General features: G+C 40.2%; 19 protein-coding genes, 3 tRNA genes and 3 rRNA genes. 7 read left to right on the forward strand and 18 right to left on the reverse strand.

Annotated elements, in window-relative coordinates; translation table 11 throughout:
* The first annotated feature begins 39 nt into the window (after window positions 1-39).
* Window positions 40-945, forward strand: a complete 906-nt coding sequence (locus HUS24_RS09440; protein ID WP_173911797.1) for a DMT family transporter — start codon at window positions 40-42, stop codon at window positions 943-945.
* A gap of 1 nt (window position 946) precedes the next feature.
* Here the strand turns inward: HUS24_RS09440 and HUS24_RS09445 are convergent, their stop codons facing one another.
* The 4 genes from HUS24_RS09445 to HUS24_RS09460 form a co-directional block, all read right to left on the reverse strand.
* Window positions 947-1,264: an antibiotic biosynthesis monooxygenase gene (locus HUS24_RS09445; RefSeq protein ID WP_173911798.1), complete on the reverse strand. Its 318-nt coding sequence runs from the start codon at window positions 1,262-1,264 to the stop codon at window positions 947-949.
* Between the two features lie 301 nt (window positions 1,265-1,565).
* A complete protein-coding gene (locus HUS24_RS09450) occupies window positions 1,566-1,958 on the reverse strand; it encodes a hypothetical protein (protein WP_173911799.1) in 393 nt (130 codons plus the stop codon).
* A 33-nt stretch (window positions 1,959-1,991) separates the two neighbouring features.
* Window positions 1,992-2,618 (reverse strand): DUF1294 domain-containing protein, encoded by a 627-nt coding sequence (locus HUS24_RS09455; RefSeq protein WP_173911800.1) that lies wholly within the window; start codon window positions 2,616-2,618, stop codon window positions 1,992-1,994.
* 42 nt (window positions 2,619-2,660) lie between these two features.
* Window positions 2,661-3,611 carry a homoserine kinase gene (locus tag HUS24_RS09460; protein WP_173911801.1) on the reverse strand — a complete coding sequence of 317 codons (951 nt, stop codon included), beginning with the start codon at window positions 3,609-3,611 and terminating at the stop codon, window positions 2,661-2,663.
* 110 nt (window positions 3,612-3,721) lie between these two features.
* Here HUS24_RS09460 and hisF point away from each other — a divergent pair, with 110 nt between their 5' ends.
* Window positions 3,722-4,483, forward strand: a complete 762-nt coding sequence (gene hisF / locus HUS24_RS09465; RefSeq protein WP_302476106.1) for an imidazole glycerol phosphate synthase subunit HisF — start codon at window positions 3,722-3,724, stop codon at window positions 4,481-4,483.
* Window positions 4,484-4,805: 322 nt separating this feature from the next.
* On the opposite strand, the gene HUS24_RS09470 is transcribed toward hisF, so the two are convergent.
* Complete coding sequence (locus tag HUS24_RS09470; protein WP_173911803.1) at window positions 4,806-5,432, reverse strand: sterol desaturase family protein; 627 nt, start codon at window positions 5,430-5,432, stop codon at window positions 4,806-4,808.
* 195 nt (window positions 5,433-5,627) lie between these two features.
* Here HUS24_RS09470 and HUS24_RS09475 point away from each other — a divergent pair, with 195 nt between their 5' ends.
* Window positions 5,628-6,656 carry an AraC family transcriptional regulator gene (locus HUS24_RS09475; RefSeq protein WP_173911804.1) on the forward strand — a complete coding sequence of 343 codons (1,029 nt, stop codon included), beginning with the start codon at window positions 5,628-5,630 and terminating at the stop codon, window positions 6,654-6,656.
* Window positions 6,657-6,688: 32 nt separating this feature from the next.
* A complete protein-coding gene (aqpZ, locus tag HUS24_RS09480) occupies window positions 6,689-7,411 on the forward strand; it encodes an aquaporin Z (RefSeq protein WP_302476107.1) in 723 nt (240 codons plus the stop codon).
* A 94-nt stretch (window positions 7,412-7,505) separates the two neighbouring features.
* Here the strand turns inward: aqpZ and HUS24_RS09485 are convergent, their stop codons facing one another.
* Both HUS24_RS09485 and HUS24_RS09490 read right to left on the reverse strand, forming a co-directional pair.
* Complete coding sequence (locus HUS24_RS09485; RefSeq protein WP_173911806.1) at window positions 7,506-7,751, reverse strand: hypothetical protein; 246 nt, start codon at window positions 7,749-7,751, stop codon at window positions 7,506-7,508.
* Window positions 7,752-7,822: 71 nt separating this feature from the next.
* Complete coding sequence (locus tag HUS24_RS09490) at window positions 7,823-8,905, reverse strand: DNA/RNA non-specific endonuclease (protein WP_173911807.1); 1,083 nt, start codon at window positions 8,903-8,905, stop codon at window positions 7,823-7,825.
* A gap of 284 nt (window positions 8,906-9,189) precedes the next feature.
* Here HUS24_RS09490 and HUS24_RS09495 point away from each other — a divergent pair, with 284 nt between their 5' ends.
* The gene (locus HUS24_RS09495; protein ID WP_173911808.1) at window positions 9,190-9,546 is read left to right on the forward strand and encodes a hypothetical protein; all 357 of its coding nucleotides are present in this window, start codon (window positions 9,190-9,192) and stop codon (window positions 9,544-9,546) included.
* An 86-nt stretch (window positions 9,547-9,632) separates the two neighbouring features.
* Here the strand turns inward: HUS24_RS09495 and HUS24_RS09500 are convergent, their stop codons facing one another.
* The gene (locus tag HUS24_RS09500) at window positions 9,633-11,513 is read right to left on the reverse strand and encodes a potassium transporter Kup (RefSeq protein ID WP_173911809.1); all 1,881 of its coding nucleotides are present in this window, start codon (window positions 11,511-11,513) and stop codon (window positions 9,633-9,635) included.
* Window positions 11,514-11,635: 122 nt separating this feature from the next.
* Between HUS24_RS09500 and HUS24_RS09505 the strand changes: the two genes are divergently transcribed.
* Window positions 11,636-11,726: transfer RNA gene (locus HUS24_RS09505), tRNA-Ser, on the forward strand.
* A 278-nt stretch (window positions 11,727-12,004) separates the two neighbouring features.
* Here HUS24_RS09505 and HUS24_RS09510 read toward each other — a convergent pair.
* Window positions 12,005-12,319 carry a hypothetical protein gene (locus HUS24_RS09510; RefSeq protein WP_173911810.1) on the reverse strand — a complete coding sequence of 105 codons (315 nt, stop codon included), beginning with the start codon at window positions 12,317-12,319 and terminating at the stop codon, window positions 12,005-12,007.
* Between the two features lie 122 nt (window positions 12,320-12,441).
* On the reverse strand, window positions 12,442-14,838 hold the full coding sequence (locus HUS24_RS09515; RefSeq protein WP_173911811.1) for a YgiQ family radical SAM protein: 2,397 nt from the start codon (window positions 14,836-14,838) through the stop codon (window positions 12,442-12,444).
* Window positions 14,839-15,175: 337 nt separating this feature from the next.
* On the opposite strand from HUS24_RS09515, the gene HUS24_RS09520 reads away from it, so the two are divergent.
* Window positions 15,176-16,195, forward strand: coding sequence for an alpha/beta hydrolase (locus HUS24_RS09520; RefSeq protein ID WP_173911812.1), 1,020 nt, complete (start codon window positions 15,176-15,178; stop codon window positions 16,193-16,195).
* Here HUS24_RS09520 and HUS24_RS09525 read toward each other — a convergent pair.
* The 8 genes from HUS24_RS09525 to HUS24_RS09560 all read right to left on the reverse strand — a co-directional run bounded on the left by HUS24_RS09525 (window position 16,192) and on the right by HUS24_RS09560 (window position 24,752).
* Window positions 16,192-17,403, reverse strand: a complete 1,212-nt coding sequence (locus tag HUS24_RS09525) for an MFS transporter (RefSeq protein ID WP_173911813.1) — start codon at window positions 17,401-17,403, stop codon at window positions 16,192-16,194. The genes HUS24_RS09520 and HUS24_RS09525 overlap by 4 nt on opposite strands.
* Before the next feature lie 89 nt (window positions 17,404-17,492).
* A complete protein-coding gene (locus HUS24_RS09530) occupies window positions 17,493-18,740 on the reverse strand; it encodes an esterase-like activity of phytase family protein (RefSeq protein WP_254433841.1) in 1,248 nt (415 codons plus the stop codon).
* A 90-nt stretch (window positions 18,741-18,830) separates the two neighbouring features.
* Window positions 18,831-19,244, reverse strand: a complete 414-nt coding sequence (locus tag HUS24_RS09535; protein WP_173911814.1) for an NUDIX domain-containing protein — start codon at window positions 19,242-19,244, stop codon at window positions 18,831-18,833.
* 142 nt (window positions 19,245-19,386) lie between these two features.
* A 5S ribosomal RNA gene (gene rrf, locus HUS24_RS09540) occupies window positions 19,387-19,501 on the reverse strand.
* 183 nt (window positions 19,502-19,684) lie between these two features.
* A 23S ribosomal RNA gene (locus tag HUS24_RS09545) occupies window positions 19,685-22,577 on the reverse strand.
* A gap of 378 nt (window positions 22,578-22,955) precedes the next feature.
* Window positions 22,956-23,031: transfer RNA gene (locus HUS24_RS09550), tRNA-Ala, on the reverse strand.
* Between the two features lie 46 nt (window positions 23,032-23,077).
* A tRNA-Ile gene (locus HUS24_RS09555) sits at window positions 23,078-23,154 on the reverse strand.
* Window positions 23,155-23,213: 59 nt separating this feature from the next.
* Window positions 23,214-24,752, reverse strand: a 16S ribosomal RNA gene (locus HUS24_RS09560).
* Together the 16S, 23S and 5S rRNA genes with 2 tRNA genes alongside form the textbook arrangement of a ribosomal RNA operon.
* Window positions 24,753-25,187: the final 435 nt, after the last annotated feature.

Raw genomic sequence — 25,187 nt, forward strand, 5'->3', positions numbered from 1 at the left:
CGTGTTAGACTACCGCCTTATTAAGTTCTTCACTTTACTATGTTTAGCTCTCTCCTTTCCAACAAAACCCCTCAACTGGCTTTAATTTTGATTACTGTCATTTGGGGTGGTAGTTTTATTACTGTGCAATATGGCTTAAATTTTAGTAGTCCAATTCTATTTGTTGCATTGCGTTTTGCAGCAGCAGCCATTGCAGTAATAGTCGTGTCATGGAAATATTTAAAAGATTTTAGTCCTAAAGATGTATTTGCAGGTTTTTGTATTGGTGCCGTGATTGCATTGGGTTATGGTTTGCAGACCATAGGTTTAAAAACGATCAGTAGCAGTGAATCAGCATTTTTAACTGCACTATATGTCCCTTTAGTACCTATTTTAGTGTGGCTAATTTTCAAAAAAACACCTCATGTGATGACATGGTTAGGTGCACTCTTAGCATTTTTTGGTTTAGTCTTTTTAACAGGAAATGGTTTTGGTGCCATTCAACTGCATTTTGGGCAAATCATTACCCTGCTCAGTTCAATTGCTATTGCTTTTGAAATCATTTTAATTGGTTATTTTGCAGGTCAAGTCAACCTCCACCGTGTGACTGTGCTGCAATTAATTTTCGCTTCCCTACTATGTTTTAGCATCGCCCCCTTCGTTGGTGAACAACAACTTCCAGCATTTCATTGGCAATTGTTTGCGGTGTTATGTGCATTAGGGTGTGCCAGTGCAGGCATTCAATTGGTGATGAATTGGGCGCAGCGGATGGTTGATCCCTCACAAGCTGCGATTATTTATGCTGGTGAACCTGTGTGGGCAGCATTGTTTGGTCGTATAGCAGGTGAACGACTGCCTGTATTGGCTTTATTAGGCGGGTTGCTGGTGGTTTTTGGGGTAATTGTGAGTGAGTGGCGACCTAAGTTTTTCAAAAAATCTAAACTTGATAATAATCAATCTTCATAAATCATTGAGGCGACTCTTTCTTCTTCAAGAACATACACGGCTGATAATATTCAACCGTTGGCATCGGATCATAAAATGGATGCAGTAATGCTTTCCATTGTTGATATTCAGCCGACTTGCGAAAGCCCTCAGTGTGGTCTTCAAGCTTGTCCCAAAATACCAATAAAATATAACGCTGTTCATCCTGAATATTTTTAATCAATTGCACTGCATTTAAACCAGACATCGGATAAATACATTGCTTAGCTTGTTTAAATGCAGCTTCAAATGCCTGACTTTGCTCAGGCTTAATCTGCAAATGAACGTGTTCTATAATCATGCTTCTATCTTCTATATTATTGGCTCAGATCACACCAAAAATAAAGTTATCAGTTATTTTTACACTTACAAAAAATCATCACTGAATTTACTGTCGTGGGCGACATGGATGTCGCCACCGTTGAGTGGAGACTTCAGGGATGAACCTCTCACTCAACAAAAGATTTTTGTTTCTTTTGATCTTTCAAAAGAAAAATATCGCCTGCACAAATTAATCTAAATTTTTCAATATAATATGCGGCTGTACTAAATTAAGAGTAGAAATAGCTTACTTTTCAAAACAATATTATTTTTCAAATACATTAAATCGGTAAAGCACGATCGTCATTCAAAGCAACAATGCCACGAATCGCACGATATACGATCCAAATCCAAGAGAAAAACAGCACTGCACCACAGAAAATGCTTGCCCCTAAAGCAACGCCTGCAAAGGCATTAACATTATCCCCTGTAAAAAATAAAAATAGGAAAGGTACAAATGCCAAGATTGTCCAAATTAAGTACCACCAAAAGGTACGAATTTGCCATTTAAAATGACTTTCATAAATCGTACCACGTACCGAATCTAATTTGACATAATTAATAATCAACGCAATCAGCGCCAAAATACCTGCTGAAAAAATCCCAACGATATACAGAATATATAAAATCAACGTCAGCGATTTACTGTTGTTGGGGTCTACGTAATTATTCATTGTTATATCCTCAGTAAAAATCACGGCTCATCTTTAAATTTTAAAAACATTCAAAGGTGAAATGAGCCACAAAATCAATAAAATATTCAAACATATCGTACAGAAATATATCTTTCTAAACGGTTGTTTTTGTGTTTTATGTCGTAAGCGTTGCTGTGCCAACCAAGCTGCAGGCCAGCCACCTAAGAAAGCGAGAATATGTAAAGTATTTTCAGGTACTCGACTTTTGCCAAGTTGTGCGGCTTCTTTGTCTTGTGCATAGAACCAATAACTCATCACATTTATGATACTAATGAATAAAATTACCATTCCATTTAAAAGACCAAATATGCTCAACCCTGCGAGTATCAAAATATAGGCGATACAAACTATCTGCATCGGCTGTATTTTTTGCGTTGCGTTGGATGGAGGTCGTGGTGTCTGTCTGCTGTTTTTTTGGGTTTGTGAAGCTTTTAAGTAACTGACTTGTATCGCTTTATAACGCCCATCTGCATCGACTTGAACAGTGTATTCTAACGCACAGCCTAAAATTGGTCGTGGACCTTTTTGAGCAAAATCTTTGATGTGTAGAAATACTCGCCCTTTGCTTTCATCATTGGGTTGAATAAATCCGTAGCCTTTGTCATCAAACCATTCGACTAAACGTCCTTGATCACGCATTTTGACTTTCCTAATGTTGGGTTATTGCAACGTGAATTAATATCAAGCGGTCACAAATTTTAAGCGTTCAATCAACATATTACGCATCTCGGCAGGATTTTTCTGCAAAATATCATCACCTGTACGCCCTTCTGCTGCATTCATTTGTGCCACTTGTAAACGCATCATCCAAAAACGTCCTGCTGCCATCGCCAAATATAACTCTAAACAGGATTTTTCATCTGGAGTTAATGGGCGCACTGTTTCATAGGCATTAAGAAATGCAATGGCTTTCTCTTCATTCAAGGTCACATCGGGATATTCGGTACAGAAATCATTAAGTGTAATTGCAATATCAAACAAAAACTCGTCATGATTCAGCTCATAAAAATCCAAAATGCCATTTAACTGATCACCTTCAAATAAAGTATTGTCACGGAACAAATCTGAATGAATAAAGCCTTTTGGACGATTTGGATACATCGCCGTCAAAGCATCGTATAAACCTAAAAGATTATTTAAAATCGTTTGATCCGCAATCTCCAACGTCGGACGAATTTGTCGTGCAACTTGGTACCAATAATCATGATCACGCACACTGCTGCGTTCTAAAGGAAAGTCTTGTAAAGCCACATGGATTTTTGCTTGGGCAATAGCAATCTGTTCTGCTTGTGCCAAATTCGCAGGAATCGGATGCTCACCCTGCATTCTCGGTGCGATTTGGGCAGGTTTATCTTTTAAAATATGAATGGATTGCCCTGAATGCTTCAATGGCACTGGAACAGGCAAATCGTGTTGCCCTAGATGTTCAAGCACAGGCACTAGTTCACCTGCTGCTTCGGCATCCATATTTTCAAATAGGGTTAAAACAAATTGAGTCCCATCCGCACACACAATAAAATAGTTGGTATTTTGAATACCGCCTTGAATCGGATTCAGTTCAATCACCTCCAATCCATAAGGTGCTGCAAAAGCCTGAACTTCCTTTAAACTCAAAGTGGTATAAACCGACATATAAAACCTGCGAAAAAACTTACATAAGTTTGATAGAATACCCTCTCTGACTGTGAAGGTGTAGCACCTCGGTCACTGAGTTTCATAATCGGCTGTTATTTTTGGAAAAAATTATGCTTGCTAAACGTATTATTCCTTGCCTAGACGTAGATAATGGGCGTGTGGTGAAAGGTGTCCAATTCCTTGATATTCGTGATGCAGGCGATCCCGTTGAAGTAGCCCGTCGTTATAATGAACAAGGTGCTGACGAAATTACCTTTTTAGACATTACTGCAACTTCAAATGGTCGTGATACGACTTATCGTACTGTGGAGCGTATGGCAGAAACCGTATTTGTTCCCCTCACTGTCGGTGGTGGTGTGCGTAAGGTCGAAGATATTCGCCTTCTCTTAAATGCAGGTGCAGACAAAGTCAGTATCAACTCAGCAGCCGTATTTAATCCTGAATTTGTACAAGAAGCATCTCAACGTTTCGGTGCGCAATGCATCGTGGTTGCAATTGATGCGAAAAAAACAGGTGACAATAAATGGGAAATTTTCACGCATGGGGGGCGTAAACCTACAGGTATTGATGCAATAGAGTGGGCTGTGAAAATGGCGGACTTTGGTGCAGGTGAGTTATTAGTTACCTCAATGGATGCCGATGGTACCAAAGCAGGTTATGACCTTGAGTTAATGCGCAATATCAATGACCGTGTCACCATTCCAACGATTGCTTCTGGTGGCGTGGGTAATTTACAACATTTAGCGGATGGTATTTTAAAAGGCGGTGCTGATGCAGTTTTAGCAGCCTCTATTTTCCACTTTGGTCAATATAGCATTCCTGAAGCGAAAAAATATCTTGCAGAACAAGGTATTGAAATGCGCCTTTGATCTGTAATCAGTAGCATAACAAAAGAGTGTTCAATGAATGCTCTTTTTGTTTTTAAGCATCATCAAAAAGTTTGTTTTTGTTATTTACACCATCATTTATTCTGTATGATGGCAATCGTTACACCTTAAGAGACTTTTATATTTTAATAAATAAAAAAAGGGAGTCTTGTCGACTCCCTGTAAAACCGATAAAAGTAAAACTACAGCACTATGTATTCAAATCTATTCGGTAAGATGAAATTTACACTGATTATTAACTAGAATATTGACAAAAAAAACTTATTTTTATGACAATTCACGACAATCATCTGATTTATTGAATTTATGACAGTTTAATATTTTCACTGATCTGATGTGGCTGTTTTGGTCGAGCCCATTTGACAGGAAAAACTTTTTCAACATGATGCGACAACCAGTTTGCTGTGCTGTTCGGTAAAATAATACCTAAAGGATTTTGCTCTTTTAAATCTGCCGAAGACACTACACGTGTACCTAAAAGGTAATCAAACCAAGGCTTCGTCACACACCAGTTGGCATCTTGATTCGAATTCATATGATGGTCATAGTGCCAAGGAATTTTCTTTTTTGCCCATTCTGGTGCTAGATGCGCACGACGATGAATATAATAATAGTTACAAGCGCTATATAATGATGCAACCACCATACCTTTGGAAATAGGATAAAAAATTAAGCTTGCTGCACCTGCAACAACAGCTAAGGACATGATTTCATTTCTTGTTCGCCAATTTTTCACTCCTTCAACATAGCCATGATCATGAAATTCAGTTTTACGAACTTCACGATGATGTTCCCAATGTGACTGCATACTTTTAGGTACTGGGCTAAAGCGTGCTTGTCCTGCACGATGCGTACCATGCAAAATATATTTGTGTGCTACCCATTCAAAAGCATTGGCAAAAATAATGCCCGCAATAAAACCTTTTATCATGTGAATTATTCCTCAAACTTTCTACTTAATATAAGGGAGTTCTGCACAAAGATATTGACCTAAAAAATGGCATAATTGATAAATTACGACATATTTTTACTTTTTTGTTGTCCGCTTAGTGTACGGTCTTGTTCAATACGCCAAGCCCATGCTTAAATATTGCGATAAATTTATACGATTTGAAAAACAACAACGATGCAACAACTCAAAGATTATACGGGAACCGTGTATGGTGGCTTAGGACAGCTCCTTTGTGTCTATACACAAGCCAAAAACTTGGAAATTTCAGACAAGCTGCAAAGTGTGCAAAATCTTGAGCGTTTTGAATTTCAGATTTGGCGTGAGCTATTAGATGAAATCAATGCACAAGTCCAATCTCCTGCGCTTGGCTTAGAAATTGCTGAGTACATTCAGCCTAAACACTTAGGTGTCATTGCCTACATTACGCAATCTTGCGATACCTTTGGTGAAGCGATCGCGCGTTATTATGATTTTCATCGTTTAATTTATGATGGCGGTCCGTTAAAAGTGGATGTCCAAGGCGAATTATTGTCCATCCGTTGGGAAGTTTTGCCCGTAGATCTGACCACCCAAATCACCGATGAAATTGCATTGGCGATTTTAGTACAGTTTTTAAGACTGTATATTCAGCGAGAATATATCCAGATCGAAGGCGTGAATTTTATTCAGCCAGCACCTAAAAATATTCGAATTTATCAAGATTTTTTTAATGCACCGATCAAGTTTTCACAAGCGAAAGTTGAACTGTTATTTTCTTTAAAATTTCTTTCTGCACCATGTAAAAATCCAGATTCCACCCTACAGCAGATCATGAAGCAACAGGCGCAAGAACTCTTAGATAAACTTCCCAACAGCACGCAAATTGATGAACGTTTACAACACAGTATTTTAAGGGGATTGCAAAAAAATAATTATCAAATTGAAACGATTGCAACACAGCTACAAATGTCTGTGCGTCAATTGCAGCGACATTTACAGCAACAGCAAACCACCTATCAAGAACGAGTACAGCAAGTTCGTCAGTTACTTGCCACACAATATTTGCAAGATCCACATCTGAGCTTACATGAAATTGCAATACTTTTAAGTTATTCAGAACAAAGTGCTTTTCAACGGGCCTTTAAACTTTGGTCAGGTTTAACGCCACGGCAATGGCGTAATAGCCAATTAAAAAATGTAAATAAAATGCATTTTAACCATTAAATTGTGATATAAATCACAGTTTATAATATTTAATATTATTTAAAAAACAACAGGTACAGGTCATGAATAAATATTTAGCGGAATTTCTCGGAACATTTTGGTTAGTTTTTGGGGGATGTGGTAGTGCTGTGTTAGCTGCTGCATATCCAGAACTCGGTATCGGCTTTGCAGGTGTAGCACTTGCATTTGGTTTAACAGTACTGACAGGTGCATATGCATTTGGACATATTTCAGGTGGACATTTCAATCCTGCGGTCAGTGTAGGTTTGTGTGTAGGTGGTCGTTTTGATGCAAAAGACTTAGTGCCTTATATCATTTCACAAGTGGTGGGTGGTGCTTTAGCTGCATTCATTCTCTATATGATTGTCCAAGGTCAAGCTGGTTTTACGGGTGTTGGTGGTTTTGCGACCAACGGTTTTGGTGAGCTATCTCCAGGTAAATATTCAATGGTTTCTGCTTTAATCATTGAAATTGTACTGACTGCATTTTTCTTAATCGTGATTATGGGCTCTACAGACAAGCGTGCGCCTGCGGGCTTTGCACCCATTGCGATTGGTTTAGCACTTACGCTCATTCATTTAATCAGTATTCCAGTAACCAATACTTCGGTGAACCCAGCACGTAGTACTGCAGTGGCGCTTTTTGCTGAAACAGCAGCATTAGGTCAACTATGGTTGTTCTGGGTTGCTCCAATTATCGGGGCAGCGATTGGTGCGGTCATCTATAAAGTCGTAGGTGGAGAAGGACAGAAATAATACGCGTGTCGAGTTATTAAGTCCTGATTAAAAAACCTGCTGATGCAGGTTTTTTAATTTTTAGATCATCATACTTAAACTTAAATAATCAACCTTATAAAAATGGATTTTCAATTTCACCTTCTGCTTGTGTAGTAAGTTTTTCTGGCAAATCCGAAGTTTGTTCTAAGGTTTTCACAATATCATTTAAATAAGCTTGTAAAGCTTTAGCAGCCGCTAAACCTTGCTGATCCTTTGTAATTTGTAAATTGCCATAGATATTCACCCGATCTTCTTGATTTTCTAAGGTTAAATCATGAATCGAATGCGACTCTGTACCATTTTCAAATGCTTTAAACATTGTTTATTCTCATATTTTTACGCTGTTATCATTAGAAAAGTATAAAACTTTTCTTATATGTTCGAGTGAAATTACTTCAAAATTTGTAATAAATATTGTAGCAATGCCTCAACCAATTGTTTCACTAAAGCATCTTGGGTTTGTTGATCAACCTGAGGTAAATCGACAGAGGATGTTGAGTTTTTCTGAGGTTGGAATTTTTTCTGTAATGCTTGGAGTTGATCACTCGATACATTTGGCGCACATTGACTTTCAGCATCCCAATGAGAATATTCAATTTTGCTGTTGGCTTTGACCTGATTTGCAGTCAGTGGCAACTTATACGTATTACGCTTTTGTTCCTCAGTCAATTGAGGAAATAGATTAATACCTAATTGTTCTTCTAAGGCACACACGCTCATCACGTTGACCTTCAAACTATTGTCATTCGGTGCATAGTACGCTCCAATAATACCTTCTTTGGGTAAATATATTGCTTTATATACTGCAGTAGGAACAATCACACCATTGCCAATGGTTTTTAATTTTTTGCCTGAAAATACCGGACCTGTCACCACATATACATCTTTTTTCTGCTTGGTGACGATGGCACGAGTAGCTTCTTCTAACTCACGCCATACTTGCTGATTATTTTTTGGTGCTTGCGGTACCATGTTTGCCAGTGAAAAGCTGTCATATTGTGAGGCTTTGTCTGGCATATCTGCGTTTGGTGACATATGTCCTCGATCATAACCCGAAGCTTTATAATCTGAAAGTAAAGCACGATGGCTTTGACTGACACGCGTTTCCTCGTGAAAGTTATCTTCACGTTTGATTTTTTGACTTAAACGTTCTGGTGATAAATACTCTGCTGTCCATAAAGGTGTTTTTGAAACCCCTGAATACATCACGTTGAACCCATTAAAACACAAGGGATAACTATTTTTCTGTAAACTGTCTTTGACTAAAAATGGTGGTTCATCACGATAAAACTGTTTTAAACATTCAGATGAGTTTGAACCCACAAAAGGAATAAATTGAGTTATTTTTTCTTGACCAAATGCAATTGCAAAACTACCTGTAGCAACTAAACCTAAAACAACTTTTACCACTGAATTATTCAAAAAATCTTTTCCTAAACTTGTACTACGATTACGACGTTTTTTACGAGCCATGACACGATCACATGAGTATAAATCAGCTTATCAGGCTAATTTTAAGAAAGAAATGTGCTTAGTTTTCAATTGAATAAATCTTCTACAATTACTCAAATTACATATTCTTGCAGAGTAATGTTTTGTTGTCTTTCTAAAAGACTTCCTCTAGAAAATCTGTATTGTTCAGTATCTTTGGTTGAAATCAGCTTTTGAAGTATGACACTTTGCAGAGGTCAAATCCATGATTAAACGACACAAAATGTCGTACTAAATTGTATTTCACATACAAAGAGGAAATGAATATGCGTTTAAAATTATTGAGTTTAAGCTTTTTAACAGGTCTTTCTATGGCAAGTGTAAATGCATTTGCTGAACCACCTGTACAAGCAGGCGAAACCATCGAAAGCTTATCTAAAGTCAGATTTTTAACGCCTGAAAATCAAATCACGGCTGCACCAGAAGCATTAGCACCACAGGATGTTCCTACTCAAGCAGCACCAGAAGCATTAGCGCCACAAGATGTTCCTGCTCAAGCAGTGCCAGAAGCATTAGTACCGCAAGATGTTCCTGCGCAAGCGGCACCAGAAGCTCAGCCGCCAATAGCTGATCCTGCTGCAAATGTACAAGACATGCCTTCCCAAGATCCTGCGATCAATTAACAATAAATTGATCATAATCTTGTAGAAAAAAGCCAAGGTGAATACCTTGGCTTTTTATCTATTTATTTTCAAATACACAGTAATATTTAAATCTCAATTTGACTGCCCATTTCTACCACACGGTTCGGTGGAATTTGGTAAAAGTCACTCACAGGACTCGTATTACGCTGCATTGAAATAAACAATTTTTCACGCCACGGCGCCATACCATCACCAATGGTATGAATCAGACGATCACGAGAAATAAAGAAACTGATCTGCATCATGTCATACGGAATTCGTAATTGACCATAAGCCTGTTCCAAAGCTACTGGAATATTCGGCTGATCTTTAAATCCATAATAAACAAAAACTTGTTGAAAACGATCATCTAAAACTTCAACCCGGATGCGTTCTTGATTGGTGACATAGGGCACATCACGCGTAATGACCGTTACCATAATATTACGCTCATGTAAGACTTTGTTATGCTTTATATTATGTAACATCGCATGCGGCACGATATTGGTATTTCCCGTTAAGAAAATCGCTTGTCCAGGGACATAAATGGTTTCATTACTCAAGCTGACACTTTTAATAAACAAACTTAAAGGCAAAGCATCTTTTTCTAATTTGCTGTATACAATTTCTCGACCATCTTTCCATGTCATTAAAATAGTATAAACAATCGCACCGATTAAAATTGGTACCCATCCACCTGATGCTATTTTTAAAGAAGTGGATGCTACAAAAACCAGATCAATCAATAGAAACGGTACAGCGAATAAAAGCACTTTCCATAACGGCCAACGCCATAAACCATATGCTAATACCGAGATTAAAATTGTACCGCACAACATGGTCATGGTAACTGCGACACCGTACGCACTGGCAAGATTGGCACTATTTTCAAACAGTAAAATCAGAATAAGTACAGAAATAAATAATACCCAATTAATAAAAGGCAAATAAATCTGTCCTTGTTCCACATCTGAGGTGTGATGCACAGTCAAACGAGGTAAATAACGCAGTTGAATCGCCTGATTTACCATTGAAAAAACCCCAGTAATCACAGCTTGAGAGGCAATAACTGCTGCAGCTGTCGCCAAACCAATCATAGGGTACAGCGCCCATTCAGGAATCAATAAATAAAATGGGTTTTCAATTGCTGCTGGGTTTCTTAACAATAATGCACCTTGCCCAGCATAATTCAACAGCAATGAAGGGAGAACAACCGTAAACCACGCTAATTTAATCGGCAATCGACCAAAATGCCCCATGTCGGCATACAATGCTTCGCCACCTGTCATGGTGAGAATGACTGCTCCCATGGTTAAAAAAGCCACATAAGGCTGATGGAAAATAAAATTTAATGCCCAATGTGGACTCATCATGGTCAGAACAAATGGGGTTTGGCTGATACTCCAAATCCCAATAATCCCAATTGACATAAACCACGTGAGCGTGATGGGACCGAAGAATTTTCCCATTGTACCCGTGCCATGTCGCTGCACCAGAAATAAGCCTGTCAAAATCCCTATCGCAAGCGGCATTAACCACTTATTAAAAACAGGTGTGGCAATACTTAAACCTTCGATCGCAGACAAGACCGAAATGGCAGGCGTAATAATGCCATCACCAAAAAATAGGGATGCACCGATAAAGCCTAGAGCAATGAGGTAGATTTTTTTATTATCAGCAATGCGGTTGGAACGTAAGTTCAATGCCAATAAGGACATGATCCCACCTTCGCCATTGTTGTCTGCACGCATAATAATGGTGACATATTTAAAGCTAATGGTGAGCATCATGCACCAAAAGATCAGTGATAATATTCCTAAAACTGAGGCTTCTGAAATCGCAAGATGTGCTGTCAAAAAGCATTGTCTTAGAGCATATAAGGGACTGGTTCCGATGTCCCCAAAGACAACACCAAGTGCAGCTAGGGTAATGGCAGGTAATGCCGCTTTTTTCGCAGTACTTTGCATAAAACGTCTTCTAAAAGTAGACACTATTTTTTCGCAATCATAGCACTGCCAAAAAACTTTTGCTTTAAATCAATTGTTTCAACTTGGCAGAATGGATTTTTTTGGTTATTATCGCTCGCCTTGGTGAAGTGTCCGAGTGGCTGAAGGAGCACGCCTGGAAAGTGTGTATACGTTTATAGCGTATCGAGGGTTCGAATCCCTCTTTCACCGCCAAATTAGCTTCCCGTAGCATCCAACGGGGTACTGAAAGGCTTAAACTGTAAGGGTTTAGGTCTTTTTTGTTACCTACGCAATGACAGGCAATCTATTGCAATCGGGAGATGTGTGGGGGTATAAATCCAAAATCAGCGTTTTTTATACCCCAAAATAGGTATAGCCATGCTCATAGATGAAAAAGCATGTTCTTTACGATTCAAGAAAGGAATAGGCTCCAAGCAAGTCCTACAGAATTAAATGCACTGGAACGAATAAAAGTAGAGAGGATTTAAATTCTAGTCCTTACACCTTATAATTAATGAACTAGATTTAGTACTAACAGGAACGAATATGCCACTATTAAAAATAGTATCATATTTCGTCCCATTTACTTGATTAACTTCTTCAAAACCTTTGCCCTTACATACTTCTTGTGCTTTTCGTTCCAATTTTGCTCGTAATTCACTTCGAGAGCCAAAAGCATTACTTTGGGCATTTAGGTTATAAACTCCTTGTCCCATATCTGCAACAGTTGGTGGAAACATTTGTAAACATCCAGTCAAGGAAATTGAAGATGATATAGTAATAAATAAAAATATTGTTTTTTTCACAGAATTATTATCCAATTTTTAGAAGCTGAAATTTACCATATTATTTATAAGTTTTATCAAAGGAAGTTTAATAAAAAAGGACACCTATGTATCCTCTTTTATTTCAAAGTTGCCTTTAAAAGCTACGCTCTATTCTTCGGCTTAGACTTTCCTTTAACATTACCACCAAACGGCTTTTTATCACCTGTTTCACGTGGTGGCAAACCTGTATGTTGTGTCAAAACTTGTCCTTTCTTTGGAGGCTGATTTTGAGATTGATTTTGCGCTTGCCCACGATTACCTGACTGACCCGTACGCTTCTGAGAATCTCCTGCAACGGTAGAATTTTTCTTACGTGCAGATTGATATTGCCCTTCTGTTGCTTTCGGTTGATAAGTCGGAATCAGATGCTGCTTCGAGTTTCCGATTAAATCCTGACGACCCATTTCTTTTAAGGCATCACGCAGTAATGGCCAGTTGTTTGGATCATGATAACGTAAGAATGCTTTATGCAGACGACGACGCTTTTCACCTTTCACGATGTCTACATCTTCAGTATAACGTGCTACTTTCGCAAGCGGGTTCTTAGCTGTGTAATACATCGTGGTTGCTGTTGCCATTGGCGATGGATAGAAAGTCTGTACCTGATCGGCACGGAAACCATTTTTCTTAAGCCAAATTGCCAAATTCATCATGTCATAATCGGTAGTTCCCGGATGCGCTGCGATGAAATATGGAATTAGATACTGTTCCTTACCTGCTTCCTTACTAAAACGATCAAACATTTGTTTAAAGCGATCATAAGTACCGATGCCCGGTTTCATCATCTTCGACAATGGCCCTTTCTCGGTATGCTCAGGCGCAATTTTTAAATAACCACCCACATGATGCGTCACCAATTCTTTGACATATTCAGGGTTTAAAACGGCCAAATCATAACGCAAACCAGAACCAATCAGAATTTTTTTGATGCCTTTAAGCGCACGTGCTTTACGATAAAGTTGGGTTAGTGGCGCATGATCGGTATGTAAGTTTTGGCATACCCCCGGAAATACACACGAAGGTTTACGACAGTTCTTTTCAATTTCAGGATCTTTACAGTGTAAACGGTACATATTTGCCGTTGGTCCACCTAAGTCCGAGATAATTCCTGTAAAGCCCGGTGCGGTATCACGGATTTTTTCCACTTCACGCAAAATCGATTCTTCCGAACGGTTTTGGATGATACGCCCTTCATGTTCTGTAATTGAACAGAAGGTACACCCACCAAAACAGCCACGCATGATATTCACAGAGAATTTAATCATGTCAAAGGCTGGAAAACGTGCATCACCATACGCTGGATGTGGCAAACGTGCATAAGGCAAGTCGAACACATAGTCCATTTCTTCGGTGGTTAATGGAATGGGTGGTGCATTCAACCATACATCACGTTCACCATGCTTTTGTACCAAAGCACGGGCATTGCCTGGATTGGTTTCGAGGTGAAGAATACGATTGGCATGTGCATACAAGACAGGATCATTTGCCACTTGTTCAAATGCAGGCAAACGAATTACTGCCAGTTCACGTGGTGGTAATTTATGTTTAATGGCTTTTGATGCAGGTTGTAACTGAACAATTTGCGTATCTGCATCTAAATTATCACCTTCACGTACAATCGGATTGGCAACAATTTCTTTTTGAAAGTTTTGATACTGGGTTAAAGAATTACCTTTGTCTTTTTCAATTTCACAACCATCCAAATCCTCAGTCATCACATAAGGATTAATAATTGGATCGACACGCCCAATAGTGTCTACATCATTCGATGCAATTTCAACAAACTTGGCTTTAGAGGCACGATTATTTTTATTAACAATAAATGCCGTACCACGAACATCGGTAATTTCGTGGATTTTTTCGCCTTTTGCCAAACGATGCATCACTTCAACGATTGAACGCTCACCATTTCCGTACATCAACAAATCGGCTTTAGAGTCCATCAATACAGAACGACGCACTTTGTCTGACCAATAATCATAGTGAGCAATACGGCGTAAAGATGCTTCGATTCCACCTAACAATACGGGCACATCAGGAAAAGCTTCACGACAACGTTGGCAATATACGGTTGCTGCACGATCAGGGCGTTTATTGGGTTGATTGTCTGGAGAATAGGCATCATCTGAACGAATCTTACGGTCAGCCGTATAACGGTTGATCATCGAATCCATGTTGCCTGCGGTGACACCCCATGCGATATTCGGTTTACCTAAAACCTTAAATGCTTCAGCAGATGTCCAATCTGGTTGGGCAATAATACCGACACGAAAACCTTGTGCTTCTAAAGTACGCCCAATAATCCCTGAACAGAAAGAAGGATGGTCAATATAGGCATCGCCACACACTAAAATAAAGTCACAACTGTCCCAACCGAGTAAATCCATTTCTTCACGTGACATCGGCAAAAATGGTGCAGGATCAAAACATGATGCCCAATATTTGTCGTAATCAAACAACGCCTTAGGCGCAGTCTGCATGGTATAAGCAGTAGACATGGCTAGCAATTCTCGGCTGGCAGAAGGAAGATCTGATATCAGATAAAATCTGATCAAAGATGAAAGCCGAGCATTTTACCATGAATTTGATTCAGGTTGTTTGTTTATAATTTATACAATGCAAGAAATTTACAAATTTAAGCTGTAAGGGCTATTTTAGTTTTGCTTTTGCAATTTTTCCGACAAAAGGCGGATTTTTTAAGTTATTTAAAATCAATAAATAATCAATAAAGTTTGCAGAATCTATCATTTTAAAGTGAACAAATCATACTTTTTGCACATTTATTTTCAATACTATTCCGACTACTCTCAATAAAATAAAAACGAGAATTGCGTCATGTTTTTCAAACGTATCTTACTGTCCTTTTTGGTTTTTTTTCAAACATGGGTTGGTGCAACGCCACCTAAAGAAAAACTTTATAAAAATCAAGATGCATGGAAAAAATTACAACAACATTTGCCTGAATCTTATCAACTGAATGAAACCAATCAGCCGCAAGAATATTTTTGGCAATGGCGTAAAAATAATGTCCATGTTGATTACTACCCTCAACCGCATGCACCTGCAAAAGTCATTTTATTACATGGTGTTGGAACCAATGGGCGTCAACTTAGTCTGGTTTTAGGTCATCCTTTGGCACAAGCAGGTTACGAAACCATGGCACTGGATTTACCCGGCTATGGGCTCACGCAATATCCCTCGAAAAGCGCTATCCGTTATGAAGATTGGATTCAATTGGTTAGTGATTTTGTGGATGCAGAAGCACAAAAAGATCAACGCCCAATTTTTCTATATGGTTTATCTGCAGGCGGCATGCTCACGATGCATGTGGCGATGCAAAATAAAAATATTAAAGGCATCATTGGTATGACATTTTTAGACCAACAACGTTTGGCAGTAAAAAAAGGCACAATGCGTTTTAGTGCTTTAAGTCCTCTACTTTTGCCGGGCATGAAAATTGGTGCTATGACACCTGTGGTAAAGAGTGTTCCTCTGCCGATGTCATTGGTTTCAAAAATGTATGCTTTGACCAACGATCAGCAAGCATTAAAAATCATGCTCAATGACAATACTTCTGCTGGCAATGCCATGTCGATCAAATTTTTAAACAGTTATATGAATTATCAACCCAAATATGACTTATCCAGTTTCACCCAATGTCCTGTCTTACTCACGCAACCCGCGGAAGATCATTGGACACCATTGGCATTTAGCCAACCTGTACTTGAGCGTTTGAATGTGCCCTATCAGGTAGTCATGTTACCTAAAGGTGGACATTATCCTGTTGAAGCTGAAGCATTAGAACAACTCCGCGTGAGTAGTATTGCGTTTATTCAAAATAATCTAAAACATTAATTGATCGGTTTTTGCATATGCTTTAATTTTATTGCAATCCATAATCCAATCAATAATACACAAGTGATGGTCAGGCTCAGCCCAAACCATCCATAATTTTCCCAAATGATGCCATTGGCACTCCCTAAAACACTTGAGCCTAAGTAATAACAAAATAAATATAAAGACGAGCCAACTGCACGATATTGCAAAGACTGTACCGACACCCAACTACTTGAAGTAGAATGTGCTGCAAAGAAAGAAAAAGTGAAAATTAATAATCCTATTAAAATTGTAATAATTGATGGAATGAGCATAATCCACAAACCAAGAATCATTGTCATAAACATCATTACTAAAACTTTATCTCGACCAAATCTAGCACTCCAACTGGCTGCACGAGGTGAACTATAAATCCCTGATAAATAGACAATTGAAATAAGCCCTATCCATGTTTGTGACAATTCAAATGGCTTTTCTAATAAGTGATAACTCATGTAATTAAACACTGTCACAAAACAGCCCATGAGAATAAAACCTTCAATAAACAATAAGCGTAATTTGCGATCAGATAGATTTTTCTTAAAAGATTCAATAAATCGTGAAAATTGAATTGGGTAGGCTTTAAAATGTCTTGAAGCAGGCAAAGCGATATAAAAAATGATGGTAATCAATAAATTAAGCAAGCCAATGATCATTGTTGCCGTTTGCCAAGAAATATAGTCGAGCAATACACCAGCGATCAAACGCCCACCCATTCCACCAATGGCTGTACCTGAAATATATAAACCCATCGCAAAACCGACATCTTTTTGCGCAATTTCTTCCCCTATATAGGTCATAGCAGCTGAAGCCACACCACTGACAGCAAGCCCAATCACCATACGTGTCACTAAAAATACATGCCAATAGGGCAATAAAGAACTTAACAACAATACACTTGCCGTTAAAAACAGAGAAATTACCATGATTTTTTTACGACCATAACGGTCTGAAATCAAGCCTGTAAATAACAAACCAATTGCCAAAGAAATAGTAGAAAAAGACAATGGAAAACTACTGTGTGTGGGTGAGATTGCAAAGAATTTTGCCAAAAAAGGCATCATCGGTTGTACACAATACAACGATGAAAAAATCGCAAAACCTGCTAAAAATAAAGACAATAAAATCGCAGTAAAAGACTTCGTTCCATACACTATATAGGGTGTAGAAGCAGCAGGTTCAGACATAATGACTCCTTATGTCTGAGTGATTATACGCCTTTCCGAGGATGATAAAACTTGAAGTCGCAAGAATGAAACTTCAAGTTACATGAAAATTAATACAAATTCTTTGGTAATTTAATTTGAATAATCTCGTTATTGTCTGCCTTATTTGCATTGCGTCCAGAAGAACTAGGGAAGTTATTATCATTCAATACAGTTAAAGTATTTTTATTTTCGATAATCACATCTTCAATGGTAAAGAATGGAAATGCAAAGGTTGAACCTGTTCCAATATCACCTTCACGCGCATGCCCATAAAGTGCATTTGGATTGTCAATTTTCATCAAATCCACCAATTCTTCACGTTGAATGGCTTTTCCAGACTCACCTAACTTCACATGAATGAGCTTCTTATAACCCTCTAATTTATTTTCAGAATCATCACGCTCAATGATAATACCTGATTGATGATCAAACATTTGAAAATCACCAATCGCTGTAGCTTTATCATTTAAATCAAATAAATAATACTGACCCGTATAGGCTTTTTTCTCTAAATCAAACTGAGAAATAATTAACTGTCGTTTTGTTGAATTTTTAAGTGGTTTTTCAAGTAAAGGATACAAATATTTGCCATCTTTTGACAACGCCATCCCTTCAAAACCACCACTTTGTTGAACCAATGGTTCAACATAATTGATATTGGCTTTATTCAACTGATTTTGTGGCGAACGTAACTCTTTACCTGCTTGTAGTGGATTTGGCAAAGAAATTGGCACATCTAATAACACCCCATCTTTATCAAAATGAAGTAAATATGGACCAAATTCTTCCCCAATCCAATAACTTCCATCCGCAGCACGTTGAATTGATTCAGGATCAAAATCTTGTCCTGTCAATAAACGCTCAGGCGTATTTTTATTCACAATATCAAAGGTAATCAATTTATTCGGGTCACGTAATTGAACAAAACTCATGACCTGAACTTTGGCTGAACCCGTTGTTTTTGTTCTAAAATCAGGCTTAATTTGATAAATACGTAATAAAAAGTCTGCTGAGTTATCTTGTGCGCCAAAGCCATTGTCTGCCATGACCATATAAGTACCATCGGCATTTTTTAAAGCCCCTGAAAAACCTTGCACAGGTTGACCTCTAAAGGGTGGGAAAATCCCATTCGCACCTTTTACAGTTGCACCAGAATTTGGACCTGCCGCATACGTCTCGACATCCAATTGTGCAAAAGAAACTAAAGTGGGAACTTTTACATTAGACTCAAAAATAAAATCGTCATCATCGTCATTACAGGCAGTTAAAGTAAAAATACTACCCATTAATAGTGTTAAACTTAATTTTTTCATCATGTGAATGGTCACTTATTCTTAGATCAATAAATGCAACTATTAAACGCTAGAAAAATGACAATTTCGGGTAATTTTAATAACAGCTTTGACTTAGTTTTTAAGTTTTTCTTGGATAAAGTTGAACAACTCTTGAAATAAAGGATGCCATTCTATAGAAAGCGGCTCAGACATTGGATGCCAAAAGAATTGAAAGGCTAAACCGCCATCATCTAAACAATAATGTGTCCATTCCTCTTGTAGACTTTCATGTACCTCACACAAAAATACAGACCAATGTGGTCCTATTTCCTTTGGAATATGTAAACCTAAATAATGTTGGATGCTTGCTTTTTGAATCCCAGATTCTTCAAATAATTCACGTAATGCAGCAGCTTCTAAACTTTCATTTTCCTCTACAGTTCCTTTAACTATTTGAATACCAGACAAAGGATGACGAAATACTAAAATCTGCACGTCATTGTGACGTTGACGTAAAACAACAGGTACAACTTTTCTAATAGTCATTAGAAATCCTTTCTTTCATTAATATCATCGATATTCCTCTATTATTTTCTCTAACTTTTTACTCTATTTTTCTAATTTTATCTTTCTCTTTTGCATAAAAAAATCCCCCTGCGCTATAAGCATCAGAGGGATTTGAATAATGAGCTGGCGATGACTTACTCTCACATGGGTAACCCCACACTACCATCAGCGCTAAGAGGTTTCACTTCTGAGTTCGGGAAGGGATCAGGTGGTTCACTCTTGCTATTGTCGCCAGCACAACTGTTTATGGATACTTGCTTAGTCTTACTTGTTTGCTAAGGTTTTTTCCAAAAGAGTTATTAACAGAATTTAATTTGAGCGAAATTGTATGTTCAAGCGTTATCTGAATCAAGTATTTTTAGATCATTTGATCTTTAATGAATCAATTAAGCTTTATACAACAACTGTTTGGGTGTTGTATAGTCAAGCCTCACGATCAATTAGTATTGGTCAGCTTCATACGTCGCCGTACTTCCACATCCAACCTATCAACGTCCTAGTCTTGAACGGATCTTTAGAGGACATAAAGTCCTAGGGAAATCTTATCTTGAGGTAGGCTTCCCGCTTAGATGCTTTCAGCGGTTATCCCTTCCGAACATAGCTACCCGGCGATGCGACTGGCGTCACAACCGGTACACCAGAGGTTCGTCCACTCTGGTCCTCTCGTACTAGGAGCAGATCCTCTCAAATTTCCAGCGCCCACGGTAGATAGGGACCGAACTGTCTCACGACGTTCTAAACCCAGCTCGCGTACCTCTTTAAATGGCGAACAGCCATACCCTTGGGACCTGCTTCAGCCCCAGGATGAGATGAGCCGACATCGAGGTGCCAAACACCGCCGTCGATATGAACTCTTGGGCGGTATCAGCCTGTTATCCCCAGAGTACCTTTTATCCGTTGAGCGATGGCCCTTCCATACAGAACCACCGGATCACTAAGACCTACTTTCGTACCTGCTCGACTTGTGGGTCTCGCAGTTAAGCGCGCTTTTGCCTTTATACTCTACGCGTGATTTCCGACCACGCTGAGCGCACCTTCGTACTCCTCCGTTACTCTTTAGGAGGAGACCGCCCCAGTCAAACTACCCACCAGACATGGTCCTCGCTCCAGATTATGGAGCAGAGTTAGAACCTCAATATTACCAGGGTGGTATTTCAAGATTGGCTCCACCGAAACTAGCGTCTCGGTTTCAAAGCCTCCCACCTATCCTACACAAGTAAGATCAAAGTTCAATGTCAAGCTGCAGTAAAGGTTCACGGGGTCTTTCCGTCTAGCCGCGGGTACACCGCATCTTCACGGCGATTTCGATTTCACTGAGCCTCTGCTGGAGACAGCGCCCCCATCATTATGCCATTCGTGCAGGTCGGAACTTACCCGACAAGGAATTTCGCTACCTTAGGACCGTTATAGTTACGGCCGCCGTTTACTGGGGCTTCGATCAAGAGCTTCGCTTACGCTAACCCCATCAATTAACCTTCCAGCACCGGGCAGGCATCACACCCTATACGTCCACTTTCGTGTTTGCAGAGTGCTATGTTTTTAATAAACAGTTGCAGGGGCCTAGTTTCTGTGGCTGCCAACAGCTCATCCCGCGAGGGGAATCACCACCGGCAGCGTACCTTCTCCCGAAGTTACGGTACCATTTTGCCTAGTTCCTTCAGCAGAGTTCTCTCAAGCGCTTTGGTCTACTCGACCTGACCACCTGTGTCGGTTTCGGGTACGATTCCTGTGTAACTGAAGCTTAGAGACTTTTCTTGGAAGTATGGTATCAGCCACTTTACTGTACAAGTACAGCTTGATATCAGTTCTCAGCATAGAGTACCCCGGATTTGCCTAAGATACATGCCTACAACCTTTCACCTGGACAACCAACGCCAGGCTGACTTAACCTTCTCCGTCCTCTCATCGCATTACACAGAAGTATTGGAATATTAACCAATTTCCCATCGACTACGCCTCTCGGCCTCGCCTTAGGGGTCGACTCACCCAGCCCCGATTAACGTTGGACTGGAACCCTTGGTCTTTCAGCGAACGGGTTTTTCACCCGTTTTGTCGTTACTCACGTCAGCATTCGCACTTCTGATACCTCCAGCAGACTTCTCAATCCACCTTCATCGGCTTACAGAACGCTCCCCTACCACGTATACATTGTATACATCCGCAGCTTCGGCATATAGTTTTAGCCCCGTTACATCTTCCGCGCAGGCCGACTCGACTAGTGAGCTATTACGCTTTCTTTAAAGGGTGGCTGCTTCTAAGCCAACCTCCTAGCTGTCTATGCCTTCCCACATCGTTTCCCACTTAACTATAATTTTGGGGCCTTAGCTGGCGGTCTGGATTGTTTTCCTCTTGACTACGGACGTTAGCACCCGCAGTCTGTCTCCCGGATAGTACTCATTGGTATTCGGAGTTTGCATCGGTTTGGTAAGTCGGGATGACCCCCTAGCCGAAACAGTGCTCTACCCCCAATGGTATTCGTCCGAGGCGCTACCTAAATAGCTTTCGGGGAGAACCAGCTATCACCGAGTTTGATTAGCCTTTCACCCCTATCCACAAGTCATCCCCTGGCTTTTCAACGACAGTGGGTTCGGTCCTCCAGTTAGTGTTACCCAACCTTCAACCTGCTCATGGATAGATCACCCGGTTTCGGGTCTATACCCAGCAACTATGCGCCCTATTAAGACTCGATTTCTCTACGGCTCCCCTATTCGGTTAACCTTGCTACTGAATATAAGTCGCTGACCCATTATACAAAAGGTACGCAGTCACCAAACAAGTTGGCTCCCACTGCTTGTATGCATGCGGTTTCAGGATCTATTTCACTCCCCTCACAGGGGTTCTTTTCGCCTTTCCCTCACGGTACTGGTTCACTATCGGTCAGTCAGGAGTATTTAGCCTTGGAGGATGGTCCCCCCATATTCAGACAAGGTTTCACGTGCCTCGCCCTACTCGTCATCATTATATGTGCCCTTTCGTGTACGGGACTATCACCCTCTACGGTCGCACTTCCCAGAGCATTCCGCTAAAACACATATAACTTAATGGGCTGATCCCCGTTCGCTCGCCGCTACTGAGGGAATCTCAATTGATTTCTTTTCCTAAGGGTACTGAGATGTTTCACTTCCCCTCGTTCGCCTCATATGACTATGTATTCATCATATGATACCTACCTTATGGTAAGTGGGTTTCCCCATTCAGAAATCTCCGGATCACAGGATATTTGCCGCCTCCCCGAAGCTTATCGCAGGCTATTACGTCTTTCATCGCCTCTGACTGCCAAGGCATCCACCACATGCACTTAATTACTTGACTATACAACCCCAAACAGTCGTTAACCCCTACAAGTAGGATTAAGACAATTAAGTAAATAATAAATTATTTATTTAATTTACAGTTCGAAGTACTGTGTATCTAAACACTGTACAGCTTCAATTAGATTCATATACCAAAACGCTTGATTCAGTTTTATCGCTAGTTACTCATTTCATTTAACTTTCACAATTGCTTGCTAAGTTAACTAAAACGAGTATGAACAATTTATTTCAACTCAAATATATTCTGTTAATGATTAACTACCGCCTCGTCAGCAAGTAGTAAACTGTGATAAATCACAGAAATTAATCAATTCAATTTTCATCAAATTCATTAATTTCTATAATCTATTATTTAGCCCGTACTCTTTAAAGTACATGGTGGAGACTAGGAGAGTCGAACTCCTGACCTCCTGCGTGCAAAGCAGGCGCTCTACCAACTAAGCTAAGTCCCCAGTTAAGATCTTAATGTATTCTGCTTTTCTGCACTCTTATCAGTAGTGGTGGGTCTGACAAGACTTGAACTTGTGACCCCACGCTTATCAAGCGTGTGCTCTAACCAACTGAGCTACAGACCCTCAGATACATCAATGAAGAACAACTTGTTGTGGATTCTTACCAATCGTCAATCTTTCGTTAAGGAGGTGATCCAGCCGCAGGTTCCCCTACGGCTACCTTGTTACGACTTCACCCCAGTCGTCGACCACACCGTGGTAAGCGTCCTCCTTGCGGTTAGACTACCTACTTCTGGTGCAATAAACTCCCATGGTGTGACGGGCGGTGTGTACAAGGCCCGGGAACGTATTCACCGCGGCATTCTGATCCGCGATTACTAGCGATTCCGACTTCATGGAGTCGAGTTGCAGACTCCAATCCGGACTACGATCGGCTTTTTGAGATTAGCATCCTATCGCTAGGTAGCAACCCTTTGTACCGACCATTGTAGCACGTGTGTAGCCCTGGTCGTAAGGGCCATGATGACTTGACGTCGTCCCCGCCTTCCTCCAGTTTGTCACTGGCAGTATCCTTAAAGTTCCCATCCGAAATGCTGGCAAGTAAGGAAAAGGGTTGCGCTCGTTGCGGGACTTAACCCAACATCTCACGACACGAGCTGACGACAGCCATGCAGCACCTGTATGTAGATTCCCGAAGGCACCAATCCATCTCTGGAAAGTTTCTACTATGTCAAGACCAGGTAAGGTTCTTCGCGTTGCATCGAATTAAACCACATGCTCCACCGCTTGTGCGGGCCCCCGTCAATTCATTTGAGTTTTAGTCTTGCGACCGTACTCCCCAGGCGGTCTACTTATCGCGTTAGCTGCGCCACTAAAGCCTCAAAGGCCCCAACGGCTAGTAGACATCGTTTACGGCATGGACTACCAGGGTATCTAATCCTGTTTGCTCCCCATGCTTTCGTACCTCAGCGTCAGTATTAGGCCAGATGGCTGCCTTCGCCATCGGTATTCCTCCAGATCTCTACGCATTTCACCGCTACACCTGGAATTCTACCATCCTCTCCCATACTCTAGCTTCCCAGTATCGAATGCAATTCCCAAGTTAAGCTCGGGGATTTCACATCCGACTTAAAAAGCCGCCTACGTACGCTTTACGCCCAGTAAATCCGATTAACGCTCGCACCCTCTGTATTACCGCGGCTGCTGGCACAGAGTTAGCCGGTGCTTATTCTGCGAGTAACGTCCACTCATCTTGGGTATTAACCAAAAGAGCCTCCTCCTCGCTTAAAGTGCTTTACAACCATAAGGCCTTCTTCACACACGCGGCATGGCTGGATCAGGGTTCCCCCCATTGTCCAATATTCCCCACTGCTGCCTCCCGTAGGAGTCTGGGCCGTGTCTCAGTCCCAGTGTGGCGGATCATCCTCTCAGACCCGCTACAGATCGTCGCCTTGGTAGGCCTTTACCCCACCAACTAGCTAATCCGACTTAGGCTCATCTATTAGCGCAAGGTCACAAGTGATCCCCTGCTTTCCCCCGTAGGGCGTATGCGGTATTAGCATCCCTTTCGGAATGTTGTCCCCCACTAATAGGCAGATTCCTAAGTATTACTCACCCGTCCGCCGCTAGGTCAGTTACCGAAGCAACCTCCCCCGCTCGACTTGCATGTGTTAAGCCTGCCGCCAGCGTTCAATCTGAGCCATGATCAAACTCTTCAGTTAAAATCATTTGTGCCTTTATTATAGAATAAGACACCAATTCTGGCTCATCAATTACTGACAAATTCTCTCAAATAAACTTCGAGTAATTTAAACCAATCAATCAATGATAATATTTCGATTAATCAATCAGTAAAAATCCACACAAGTTGTTCTTCATATTCTCTTAATGATCTTCTCAATGCTTCGTCAGCATCAAGCTAGGTCGGCTATATTACTCTCTTAAACCAGAAAGTCAACTGATAATGAAAACTATTTTTAATCCTTCCTACTAAAACCCAACTCAACCATTTCATGCTAAGCCACTGTTTTATCAGAAGTTTTAATCTTCATCACCGCCAATGGATGTGCATTATAGGGGAAAAAATTAAGCTTGCAACACTTTTTATAAAATTAATTATTCGCATGTCTAAATTTTAAACCAAAATCACACTAAGC

It is taken from the genome of Acinetobacter sp. Marseille-Q1618, assembly GCF_902809855.1.
Taxonomy (GTDB): Bacteria; Pseudomonadota; Gammaproteobacteria; order Pseudomonadales; family Moraxellaceae; genus Acinetobacter.